A 12,751-nucleotide genomic window follows, 5' to 3' on the forward strand; every position below is an offset into this window, starting at 1 on the left:
GTCATTTGACAAAATATCAGCCTCGCCACCCCTTGCAAAAAGACCGTGAAATCCCTAGCATGTGGCAATATTTCGTTGAAGAGAACTCAAAGTGTTAAGACTCCTATCTATCGTTGCATTGATGTTGCTGTCAGCGACGCTTTCGGCAGCAGAACAAACCCGTTATATTTCAGATAACGTCTACATCTTCCTTCATGGCGGCCCCGGCACTCAGTTCCGTATTTTAGGCAGTATAGAAGCAGGGCAAGCCATCACTTACTTAGGTGAGACTGAAGGCGACTACGTTAAAATTATCGACCACAAAGGCCGTGAGGGTTGGGTAGATGGTAATCTAGTCATGACTAGCAAGAGCTTTCGAGTGCAATTACCCGAAGTCGAAGCCAAACTGGCTCAGGTACAAACTGAACTCGATACCTTGACCAATGAAAGCAGCAACAGCACTCAACTTATCCGTCAACTTCGCTCTCAGCTTGCCAACAGTGAGCAAGCGCTTGCCGTAGCCAGTAGCGAACGCGACAGCGCCACACGCGAGCTAGCAAAAATCCAAAACAACGAGCGTTTCGAACAGCTCAAGCAAGGCGGTATGATTGCCGGTATCGGCTTAATTCTTGGGGTGATCATCGCTTACCTGCCAAGACCACGTCGTCGCCAGAAGAATCGTTGGTAATAACTATTAGCGCTTTAAAAAAGCCAGCAGCTAGGCTGCTGGCTTTTTTGTGCATTACACTTTTTGATAGCCAAATGTCAGGGAGTTACCACATCTGAGCAGCACAAAGCCACCTTGTCAGCCGCTGCGATAACGCCAGCCCGCGATGACAACAAATGGATTGCAGCAGACACCATAGCGATTAAGGTCAACACGACAAAACAGACCGTATTTAACACTCCATTTACAGTTGATTTCAAACGCAGTGCAATTACCACTCACTAACTAAACCCATACAAGCTGGGCATAGCACACCATCTATTTACATCATTTCAAACAAGGATCACATTAGTTTTCACAATGGTGTTCCTCGTCACATTTTGAATGTATAATCGGCGCGCGAAGGCGCCAGATTGGATACAAAAATAAGACCAAACGCCTTTTAAACAGACCTTTTGTTCAAGCCAAAACTGTCCCTAATGTAGGTCCAGGTGGAAGTTACTACTATGTTCAAAGCAAGTGAAGTTCTGACTGGTCGTTATGACTCAGCTACCCTAGATGAGCTTTTTGAAGCGATCACCCACAACTATATTGTCGATGAAGAGCAATACCTCTCAGAACTGATCCAACTGGTGCCTTCCAGTGAAGCAGAGATCCAGCGCGTCACCCAGCGTGCTCACGACCTAGTCAGCAAGGTACGTCAATACGATAAAAAAGGCCTGATGGTCGGTATCGATGCCTTTTTGCAGCAATATAGCTTAGAGACTCAAGAAGGCATTATTTTGATGTGCCTCGCCGAAGCCTTGCTGCGCATCCCCGATGCCGAGACCGCCGACGCACTGATTGAAGACAAGCTCTCAGGGGCGAAATGGGACGAACACCTCAATAAGAGTGGCTCCACCTTAGTCAATGCCTCGACTTGGGGATTGATGCTAACGGGTAAAATCGTCAACCTAGATAAAGAGATTGATGGTAAGCCTAGTAGCCTACTCAACCGCTTAGTTAACCGTTTAGGCGAACCTGTGATCCGCCAAGCCATGCTGGCAGCGATGAAGATCATGGGCAAGCAATTTGTATTAGGTCGCACCGTTAAAGAAGCCCTAAAAAACAGTGTCGATAAACGTAAGCTAGGTTATACCCACAGCTACGACATGCTCGGCGAAGCGGCGCTCACCATGAAAGATGCGCAAAAATACTTCGACGATTATTCTAGTGCTATCGCCGCCTTGGGCGAGCAAGAGTACGATGAAAGCCAAGCGCCGCGTCCAACCATCTCTATTAAACTGTCAGCGCTGCATCCACGCTATGAAGTCGCTAACGAAGATCGCACACTCACCGAGCTGTACGACACCGTTATCAAATTAATCAAGCAAGCACGCGCCCTCAATATTGGCGTCTCTATCGATGCCGAAGAAGCCGACCGCTTAGAGCTGTCGCTCAAGCTGTTCCAAAAGCTGTATAACTCAGACGCCGCCAAAGGCTGGGGCCTGTTAGGCATAGTCGTGCAAGCCTATTCTAAACGCGCCCTGCCGGTACTGTGCTGGCTAACGCGCCTATCGAAAGATCAAGGCGATGAGATCCCACTGCGCTTAGTGAAAGGTGCTTACTGGGACAGCGAGCTAAAATGGGCACAAATGGCAGGTGAAGGCGGTTACCCACTCTACACCCGTAAGGCAGGCACCGATGTCTCTTACCTTGCCTGCGCCCGCTATTTGTTGTCAGATGCCACACGCGGCGCCATCTATCCGCAGTTTGCCAGCCACAATGCGCAAACTGTCGCGGCCATTGCCGATATGGCGGGCGATCGCCTCTATGAATTTCAACGTCTGCACGGCATGGGCGAAGAGTTGTATGACACCTTGCTGGCCGAAGCTGGCGTGAGCACAGTGCGTATCTATGCGCCCGTTGGTGCCCACAAAGATCTGCTACCTTACTTGGTGCGTCGCCTGCTAGAAAATGGCGCCAACACCTCGTTTGTGCATAAACTGGTGGACCCTAAAACCCCCATCGACTCTTTGGTTGTCCATCCTTTGACGACCCTACAAAACTACAACACCCTAGCCAATAATAAAATTGTTCAGCCAGCCGATATTTTTGGCGCCGAACGTAAAAACTCTAAGGGACTCAATATGAATATCATCTCGGAATCTGAGCCATTTTTCGCGGCGCTAGACACCTTTAAAGACAAGCGCTGGAGCGCGGGCCCGCTGGTCAATGGCGAAACCCTAACGGGTGACACCATAGAAGTGCTCAGCCCCTATGACACCACTCAGGTGGTCGGCACCGTCGCCTTTGCCGACAGCCACGCCATAGAACATGCGCTCGCCAGTGCCCACGGCGCCTTTAGTTCATGGTGTGCAACGCCCGTTGAAGTGCGCGCCAACGCGTTACAAAAGCTAGCGGATCTATTAGAAGAACACCGCGAAGAGTTGATTGTTTTATGTACCCGTGAAGCGGGTAAGAGCATTCAAGACGGTATCGATGAAGTGCGCGAAGCGGTCGATTTCTGTCGCTACTACGCGGTGCAAGCCAAGAAGATGATGGCCAAGCCTGAACTGCTGCCTGGCCCAACGGGTGAACTCAATGAGCTGTTCTTGCAAGGTCGCGGCGTCTTTGTGTGTATCAGCCCTTGGAACTTCCCGCTAGCCATCTTCTTAGGTCAAGTTGCCGCCGCGCTTGCTGCGGGTAACACTGTGGTGGCTAAGCCTGCCGAACAAACCTCAATTATCGGCTACCGCGCGGTGCAGCTGGCGCATCAAGCGGGGATCCCCAAAGAGGTGTTACAGTTCCTGCCTGGCACGGGTGCTAGCGTTGGCGCGACCATCACCGCCGATGAGCGCATAGGGGGCGTCTGCTTCACAGGCTCAACCGTCACGGCCAAGCGCATCAACCTAACCTTAGCCCAGCGCGAAGGGGCCATCATTCCGCTAATCGCCGAAACTGGTGGCCAAAATGCCATGGTAGTGGACTCAACCTCGCAGCCAGAGCAAGTGGTTAATGATGTGGTGTCATCTTCCTTTACCAGTGCAGGACAACGCTGCTCGGCGCTGCGAGTGCTGTTTTTACAAGAAGATATCGCCGATCGTGTTATTGATGTGCTCAAAGGGGCGATGAATGAGTTAACCATTGGCGATCCCAACTCGGTGAAGACAGATGTCGGGCCGGTGATCGATGCGACCGCCAAGGCCAACCTTAATGCCCATATCGATCACATTAAGCAAGTAGGCCGTTTGATTAACCAGCTTGAGTTACCATCTGGCACCGAAAATGGCCACTTTGTGGCGCCGATTGCGGTAGAAATTGACTCGATTAAAGTGTTAGAAAAAGAGCACTTTGGGCCTATCCTACATGTTATCCGCTATAAGGCTGCCGATTTACCTAAGGTTATTGATGAGATCAATTCAACCGGATTTGGTCTCACCCTGGGGATCCATAGCCGTAACGAAAGCCATGCCCTCGCCTTAGCCGACAAGGTTAATGTGGGTAATGTCTATATCAATCGCAACCAAATTGGCGCTGTCGTTGGCGTGCAGCCTTTTGGCGGACAAGGCCTGTCGGGCACAGGCCCTAAAGCCGGTGGCCCACACTACTTAACCCGTTTTGTGACCGAAAAGACCCGCACCAATAACATCACCGCCATCGGTGGCAATGCGACCCTCTTATCACTGGGCGATAGTGATGACTAATACCATTAGCGTATCCCATAGCGTAAGTAGGCAAATGAACAAGTTAGCCGATATCGTAAGGTGTCGGCGACGATAAATAAAAAGTAGATAAATAAAAAGCCAGTTGCAATGCAACTGGCTTTTTACTGTCAGCTTAACGGCTCATCGCCGGCTTAAGCAAGCCTTGTTTACACTAAGCGCCGTTGTAAACTGGCATAGTATTCATCCTGTTGCAGCAGCATTTGATGGCTACCACTTTGGCGGATCGCCCCATTTTCCATCAGATGAATACAGTCCATCTGCGCCATCGCAGTTAGGCGGTGGCTTATCATCAACAAGGTTTTATCTTGAGCAAATTCAAATAACAGCGCCAAGATCTCACGTTCGGTGCGTTGATCTAACCCTTCGGTAGGCTCATCAAGCAGCAATAACGGCGCGTCACGCAATAGCGCTCTGGCAACCCCAATACGGCGCTGCTCCCCTCCAGACAACTGCCGCCCGCCTTCACCAATCCAAGTATCCAGTGGCTTATCACCTTGAGTTAAGGTACTTAAGCCCACTTTATTGAGCACCTCAACGAGCAGCTTATCATTGGCCGCCTGCGCCTCACGCCTGGCTGCACGGCTTAAGCCTTGTGTCTGGATCTCCGTTTGCGTATCGAGCTGGGCTAAGGTTAAGTTATCGCGCAGGGTTCCGGCAAACAGGTAGATACGCTGGCTCACCACAGTCATGCCTTGGCGCAGTTGTTTTTCGCTGTAGGCTGAAATAGGCACCCCATCGAGCATGATACAGCCCGCTTGCGGCTGCCACTGACGAGTGATTAATGACAACAAACTCGACTTGCCACAACCAGTTTGCCCCAGCAGCGCCACCTTGTCGCCAGCCTGCAGGGTTAGATCAACTCCTTTGAGTACTGGTTTATCTGCCGTATAGGCAAAATCGACCTGCTGCAAGCTTAACGCGCCGTGGGTGACTCTATGCTCTGCCTGCTCATCGAAGATGATGCTAGGCGATTGCAGCGCCACCTCATTGACTCGCTCGGCGGCCATCACACACGCAGACAGGTGCTGAAACGCTGCCGCTAGCGGCATCAACATCTCGATACAAGCCAGTGTCATAAAGACTACTAGCGCCAGCATGGGCCCAGGTGGCAGATGTTCACCCACCCCATCGGCCGCCATATATAGCAGCAGTACCACGGCAAGCCCATGACACAAGACCAACGCCGCTTGGCTCAGTGCAGTGACATTGGCCATCGCCGCTTGGCTGGCAAACAACTTTGTCTGCGCCCTATCAAGCTCAGCGCGAAACCGAGGTAGCGCACCAAATAGGGTTAACTCGGCCTGACCTTGCACATATTCGAGCATTAATACTCTAAAGTCGCGTTTTGCCTCAAGCTGGGCGATGCCCGGGCGATGGCCTAAGGCATAAAAGATCAACGGCAATAAACACCATAAGGCCAATAACACGCCGCACAGGGTGAGCGCTAAGGTGGCATCAAACCAGCCCAAAAACAGGTATAAGGCGCCAATCATCAACAGCGAGGCGGCCATGGGAGTGATTAAGCGTAAATAGAGATGATCGAGCGTATCAATGTCTGACACTAAACGATTCAGCAGATCGCCACCGCGCACCGCCTGAAGATCGCTCGCGCTCAGCGGCATCAACTTGCGCCATGCCCAGCACCTAAGCTCGGTCAGTAATTTAAAGGTGGCCTCATGGGTGGCAAGGCGCTCACCATAGCGACTGGCGGTGCGGGCGATGGATAAAAATCGCACGCCACCTGCGGGGGTAAAATAGTTAAACGCCTGTGCGGTCGCCACCGAGAGTCCTGCAACCGCCGTGGCCGAGAGAAACCAGCCCGACAGCGATAACAAGCCAATGCCAGCCATCAAGGTGGTGATACTTAACAACAGGCCAACGCCCATCATCAGCCATTGGCGTTTAAACAGCCTTAAAAACGGCAACAGTTGGCTTATCCCTTTACGTTTCATGACAATGCCTCGCTTAAAGCCTGCTCATGGCACAGCTCCCGAAATAGCCCCTGCTGGCTTACCAAGGTCTGATAATCGCCCTGCTGCACAATGCGCCCCTTGTCTAACACCACTATCTTGTCCATCTGCTGCAGAGAATCTAGACGATGAGTCACCATCAAGGCGCTCGCGCCTGCCATCGCCTCATCCAGTGCCACTAATACCGCTTGCTCACTGTGACTGTCTAAACTGGCGGTAGGCTCATCAAGCAACAAAAGCTGCGCCTCTTGCCCCATCGCACGAGCAAGGCACAAGCGTTGAGCTTGCCCCACCGATACCCCGGCACTCTGCTCCCCTATGGGATGGGCTAACCCGAGCGGCTGCGCGTCGACAAACTCTCTCACCTGCGCCTTGTCCAAAAGCGCCAGTACGCAGGCGTCGCTCATCTCGATATTACTCATCGCCACGTTATCGCGCACCGTGCCATGAAACAGCTGCGGCTCTTGCCCCAGCCAGGCCAAATGGCGGCGATAACTGACTCTGTCGAGTGTATTCAGCTCGATGCCATTGACCAACACCGACCCTTCATAGGGTAAAAAGCCGAGCAACATATTGAGTAAACTGCTTTTGCCTGCCCCGCTAGGCCCCACCAACGCCATACGTTGCCCAGCCGCTAACGTCACACTCAGCGGCCCGGCCAACACTTGGCCATCGAGGCTACGCACGGTCACATCTTGCAGCACAATACTCAGCGGCTGATGAGAGGCAAACGGCACCCCCTGATTGCCGCCACTATGGTTATCGCCGTTATCGCCACTATTGTTATCGCCACAGCCACTCTCGGGATGATTAAGCAAGGCCATTAACGCTTCTGCCGCGCCGATGGCCTGCGCCTTAGCGTGATAATGCGTGCCCATGTCCCGCAGCGGTTGATAAAACTCGGGGGCCAAGATCAGCACAAATAAACCGGTAAACAGGGTAAGGCCAGCGCCATAATGACCAAAATCGAGATGGTCAAGAAAGCTAAAACCAAAATACACCGCCAATACCGCAATCGACACTGCAGCGAAAAACTCCAGCACGGCTGAGCTTAAAAAGGCCATACGCAGCACCGCCATAGTGCGGCTGCGAAACTCTTCGGAGGCGGTTTCAATCGCTTTGATCTCACGCTCGCCACGATAAAACAGCTTAATGGTGCTCATGCCTTTAAGGCGGTCCATAAAGTGGCCACTTAAACGCGACAAGGCGGTGAAGTTTTTACGGTTGGCATCGGCAGCGCCCATGCCCACTAAGATCATAAATAGCGGAATTAACGGGGCCGTTGCCAGCAAGATGATGCCCGCGGCCCAGTTTATCGGCAACACCACCGCCAAAATGGTCAGCGGGATAAAGCCCGCCAGCAGCATCTGTGGCAGGTATTTGGCGTAAAAGTCATGCAGATCTTCAACCTGCTCTAATACAATGCTGGCCCAGCTACCCGCCGGCTTACCTTTTATAAACACAGGCCCCAGTTGGGTTAACTTATCCAGCACCGCTTTACGGATCTGCCCGCGCAGCAAACAGCCCGCTTTAAAGCTTACGCGCTCGCGGCCATAGGCCAATAATGCCCTAAGCGCTATGATGCCGATGAGGAGATAAAAATGGTTGATGAAATCGGTTTTGGGCTGCGACTCGATAATCATGCCATGCAACATGGTGGCCAGCAGATAGGCTTGTACCACTAAGGCTAGGCCCGTCAATACGCCAAACAACACAGTGAGGTTAAGGTAGATGCCACAGGCTGATTTTTGCTGTTTCAACCAACGGGAAAGCACTTTTTCTAAGCTTTTGTCCATGGGGCTCCGACGACATTGAGGCGAGGGTAACGGCGTATATTGCCAATCCATGAAGTATCGCAGGCAATGGGAGCTTAATAAACAGGGGCGAGCGTAAATGTTAGGCGCTTCACAAAAATTGAGCTAGATCAAAAAAGCCAGCACTTATGGCTGGCTTTTAGGGCGATATATCAATAACAAGCTTTAATCTTGCTTGATATAGATCTCGTCGTCATCTTCATCTGCATCGGCATCTGGATGCGCGTCACGCCACTCTTGCGCTGCCGCTTCTTTTGCCGCTAACGCTTCGGTACGCTCTTCACGCTGCTTAGCGCGGCGCTGATTGCGTACCATTAGGTTTTCAACGATCTGTTGCAGTGCGGCATTGCCCCACTCTGTCGCTTCCGCTTCGGTTGCAAAGCCAGCTTTTGACTTAGAAACCACGGTTTTACGCGCAGTCATACGACGAGTGACTTGTGCACTCCAGCCTTTTTCGGTTTCAACAACACGAAGGGCATACTTTTTATCTTTTAACATGATTCAGTCCTAACATAAGTAAAGGCATAGATCTTCGAGTGTCTAAATATCTACCACCGGTTGGGCGAGGCCCGCGATGGGTTTTGCCCGAAAGGCGGCTATTGTAGTCTCCTTTGCACAAAACTCAATCATGAGCGAGTGAATAATACTAATCAATTTAACTAAGGGGTCAATTTTAATAACCCAAAAAGTACTAACACAAGGCAAGTATAAGCCTAAGTTATTATTAAAGTTATGTTTAATGACATACTGCCCCTCATTTTTAGCGACGCTAAGCCCAGCTAAATATATCGCCTAACGGCCTAGTCATCTACAGCCGACGCTCGATATTACAGGTGCCTTAACGACCCCTTAACCACACAAGGTGTCTTACGTACCACTTAAACGCTATACTTCCACCCAGCCATTGATAGCCCATGGCTCCCATGCCTGCACATTTATTCGCCATGTTTTAGCGAATAATTAGCGATTTTTCAGTAAATCCTGTAAGATGCACGCCCGCCAGCGTACCTGGCACCTGAATTTTGCTGCCCATGCAGCCCCAAGAGACCCATCTATGAGTTTTACCTCCCTAGGTTTATCCGCCCCTATCTTAAAAGCTGTAGCCAACAAAGGTTATGAAACACCCTCTCCAATTCAAGCGCAGGCGATTCCAGCCGTGTTAGAAGGTAAGGATGTAATGGCGGCGGCACAAACCGGCACGGGCAAAACCGCAGGCTTTACCCTGCCACTACTCGAATTGCTAAGCAAAGGAGAACGTGCTCGCGCCAAACAAGTGCGTGCACTGGTGTTAACCCCAACTCGAGAGCTGGCTGCACAGATAGCAGAAAGCGTCACTACTTACGGCAAATATTTACCCCTGCGTAGCGCCGTAGTATTTGGCGGCGTCGGCATTGGCCCGCAAATCAGCCAAATTAATCGTGGCGTCGATATTTTAGTGGCCACCCCAGGGCGTTTACTCGACCTTTATAACCAACGCGCCGTTAGCTTTAACCAGCTAGAAGTGTTAGTGCTCGATGAAGCCGACCGCATGCTGGATATGGGCTTTATCCACGACATCAAAAAAATCTTGGCCGTATTACCCGCCAAGCGTCAAAACCTGATGTTTTCGGCCACCTTTTCCGATGAGATCCGCACCCTAGCCAAAGGCTTGGTTAACAATCCGGTCGAGATCTCAGTAACGCCGCGTAACACCACCGCCAATACGGTAGAGCAGTTAATTTGCCCAGTAGACAAGACGCAAAAGTCGGCTGCACTGGTGCAATTAATTAAGCAACATGATTGGCAACAAGTATTGGTCTTTAGCCGCACCAAGCATGGCGCAAACCGCCTCGCTAAGAGCTTAGATGCCAAAGGCATCACAGCTGCGGCCATTCATGGTAATAAGAGCCAAGGCGCGCGCACCAAGGCGCTGGCTAACTTTAAAAGTGGCGAAGTCCGCGTATTGGTTGCGACCGATATTGCCGCTCGTGGCCTCGATATCGATCAACTACCACAAGTGGTCAACTTTGACTTGCCGAACGTGCCAGAGGATTACGTACATCGTATCGGTCGTACTGGTCGCGCCGGCGCCGCGGGTAAAGCGATTTCACTGGTGAGCAGCGAAGAGAGCAAATTGCTGGCCGATATCGAGCGCTTGATCGGTAAAACCCTGCCGCGCACCGAAGTGGCAGGCTTTGAGTCGACTCATAAGCTGCCAGAAACAGACTTAACACCTAAGCGTCATGGACAAAACCGTGGCCCACGTAATGCTAAGCCCAGCGGCAATCGCCCAGCGCGTAATAGCGGCGGTCACAACCGCAATGACGATAAGCCGCAAGGCAACCGCGAAGGCCAAGGACAAAGCAAAAGTCCTTACCAAGGCAAGAGCGAACACCGAGACGGTAACGCCCCGAGTCGTCGCCGTACGCGTCGCCCAAGTGCCGCGCAAACCGCTAAGTAACGCTTATCGGTAAGTCGTAACCACACTATGGTCAGTAGCAATACTGGCCATTTTTTTATCTCGCAATTTCCTACCCTAGGAATTATTCGCCCTAGGTGTTACCCGGTCTAGGGATTAGGGATTAGGGATGAAGCCTACGAATATAGCGATTGGCTGGCCAACGGGGAATGTGTCGATACCTCTGAGGCACGGTGAGTGTGGCCTTACGTTTACCCGACTTAGGTATTTAAAGGGGTTGTTTTAACCATAACCTCATGGTTTATCAATTGCTTGCAGCAGGCCTTTCGTGCAGGTACTTCTGTGACACGCCGCAAGTACAATCCCTGTAGGCTCTGCCGTGACATCCATGTCACGGAAGGTCACAGCCGCATCTACACCCGAGTTCTTAATCTCTTCGATTTAGCCGTAATTGGTATCCACAGAACCGTAAAAAGCAAAATTATGTTTGGACAAAAGGTTGTGGGACTTCGAATGAAGGTGTTGGCATTTTTGGATTTTGCATTTGGCTGAGTTGGTTTTTATTGATTGATGGTAGCGTTAACCTTCATCATTTTGAATTGCTTGCCGCAGGCCTTTTGTGCAGGTGCTTCTGTGACACGCCGCAAGTACAATCCCTGTCGGCTCTGCCGTGACATCCATGTCACGGAAGGTCACAGCCGCACCTACACCCGAGTTCTTAATCTCTTCGATTTGATCTTACTAGTGTCACTCGGACAATCAAAAGCTAACTCGGTTTTGGACATTTCCGTGTTAGAACTTTAGCTCTATATATGTGAGTTTCAGATTAATATTTCTATGGGCTAACGCCTCACTCTAGGGAATCCCCAGATAATTTCTTTTACAATCAATTAGTAGACACGCATGGTGCTGTTTGATCTAATCAATTTCGCCAAAAACAAACTAGAACAACACCATGCGTGACATTACAATACTACATGACTCTCTTAGCAATCAATGCTCTTCCATCCACAAAAAACGTCTTAATTCTCTTATGGTTGCCACTAAATCATTACTAGATGGTGATCAACTCTCTTTGACCCAGCTAGGCCGTAATATCTCTGGTAATGTGGCGCCTAAGCACAGTATCAAACGCATTGACCGCTTGCTCGGTAATCGCCACATCAATAACGACCGATTGACGATATATCGCTGGCATGCAATGCATCTTTGCGGTGCTAACCCAATGCCTATCGTGCTTGTCGATTGGGCCGATGTAAGAGAACAACTCCGCTTGATGACATTGCGCGCCTCCATCAGTGTTCAAGGGCGCAGCGTGACCCTTTATGAGCGTACTTTTGAATTCAAAGATTACAACGCACCTCGCAGCCACAATGTTTTTCTGACTGAGTTGGCAAAGGTGCTTCCGAATGGCTGCTGTCCGCTAATCGTCACCGATGCTGGCTATCGCAATACTTGGTTCGCTCAAGTAGCAAGTCACGGCTGGTTTTGGTTAGGGCGTGTTCGTGGTGACGTCAGTTATCAGCATGTTGGAACACATCAATGGCACTCCAATAAGTCGCTTTACCCAACAGCAACGAACAAAGCCAAATACATCGGCCGTGTTAACCTTGCCCGAAAAAGCCCATTGCCCTGTCATTTACACCTGTACAAAGCGAAAGAAAAAGGTCGTAAAGACCGCCGTTCCTCAAATGCAGGAAGAAACCATACCGCCCAAGCAAGCTACGGAAGAAGCAGCAAAGAGCCGTGGCTATTGGCAACCAACTTACCACCTAATCACTTTAACTCGGTCCAAGTGACAAAGCTCTACGCTAAGCGAATGCAGATTGAAGAGACCTTTCGAGACTTGAAGAGTCCACAATACGGCATGGGGCTGAGGCACTGCAAAAGTCGTTGTCCGAAGCGGCTAGATGTGTTGCTGCTCATCGCTATGCTGGCAGAAATTGCCTTATGGCTAATTGGTATCGTTGCCTTACATCTAGGCTGGCAAAAACACTTTCAGGCCAACACCATTCGGCACCGGCCTGTGCTGTCGATTGTCAGATTGGGGAAAGAGGTTCGGCGGAGGGAAAACTATCAAATAACAGCGCAGCATTTACGCTGGGCAATGCATGAATACATAAAGTTGGTTCACACTGCTGGGAGACCTGAATTATGAGGGGATCCCCCAGCGCCTCACTAAGAGGCAAATAATAGTTGGTTAAAATAAGCGACGA

At 50.8% G+C, this 12,751-nt stretch carries 7 protein-coding genes; 4 read left to right on the plus strand and 3 right to left on the minus strand.

Annotated features, from left to right (window positions below; translation table 11 throughout):
- Window positions 1-91 precede the first annotated feature (91 nt).
- Window positions 92-667: a TIGR04211 family SH3 domain-containing protein gene (locus AC5YB1_RS16275; RefSeq protein ID WP_494520023.1), complete on the plus strand. Its 576-nt coding sequence runs from the start codon at window positions 92-94 to the stop codon at window positions 665-667.
- Between the two features lie 485 nt (window positions 668-1,152).
- Window positions 1,153-4,332 (plus strand): bifunctional proline dehydrogenase/L-glutamate gamma-semialdehyde dehydrogenase PutA, encoded by a 3,180-nt coding sequence (gene putA, locus AC5YB1_RS16280; RefSeq protein ID WP_494520024.1) that lies wholly within the window; start codon window positions 1,153-1,155, stop codon window positions 4,330-4,332.
- 167 nt (window positions 4,333-4,499) lie between these two features.
- On the opposite strand, the gene cydC is transcribed toward putA, so the two are convergent.
- The 3 genes from cydC to AC5YB1_RS16295 all read right to left on the minus strand — a co-directional run bounded on the left by cydC (window position 4,500) and on the right by AC5YB1_RS16295 (window position 8,635).
- Window positions 4,500-6,290, minus strand: a complete 1,791-nt coding sequence (gene cydC / locus AC5YB1_RS16285) for a heme ABC transporter ATP-binding protein/permease CydC (RefSeq protein ID WP_494521662.1) — start codon at window positions 6,288-6,290, stop codon at window positions 4,500-4,502.
- 11 nt (window positions 6,291-6,301) lie between these two features.
- The gene (cydD, locus tag AC5YB1_RS16290; protein WP_494520025.1) at window positions 6,302-8,119 is read right to left on the minus strand and encodes a heme ABC transporter permease/ATP-binding protein CydD; all 1,818 of its coding nucleotides are present in this window, start codon (window positions 8,117-8,119) and stop codon (window positions 6,302-6,304) included.
- 183 nt (window positions 8,120-8,302) lie between these two features.
- Complete coding sequence (locus tag AC5YB1_RS16295; protein ID WP_475515888.1) at window positions 8,303-8,635, minus strand: DUF3622 domain-containing protein; 333 nt, start codon at window positions 8,633-8,635, stop codon at window positions 8,303-8,305.
- 556 nt (window positions 8,636-9,191) lie between these two features.
- Here AC5YB1_RS16295 and AC5YB1_RS16300 point away from each other — a divergent pair.
- Complete coding sequence (locus AC5YB1_RS16300; RefSeq protein WP_494520026.1) at window positions 9,192-10,577, plus strand: DEAD/DEAH box helicase; 1,386 nt, start codon at window positions 9,192-9,194, stop codon at window positions 10,575-10,577.
- Between the two features lie 913 nt (window positions 10,578-11,490).
- Complete coding sequence (locus AC5YB1_RS16305; protein ID WP_494520027.1) at window positions 11,491-12,693, plus strand: IS4 family transposase; 1,203 nt, start codon at window positions 11,491-11,493, stop codon at window positions 12,691-12,693.
- Window positions 12,694-12,751: the final 58 nt, after the last annotated feature.

It is taken from the genome of Shewanella sp. 433 (genome assembly GCF_059338565.1).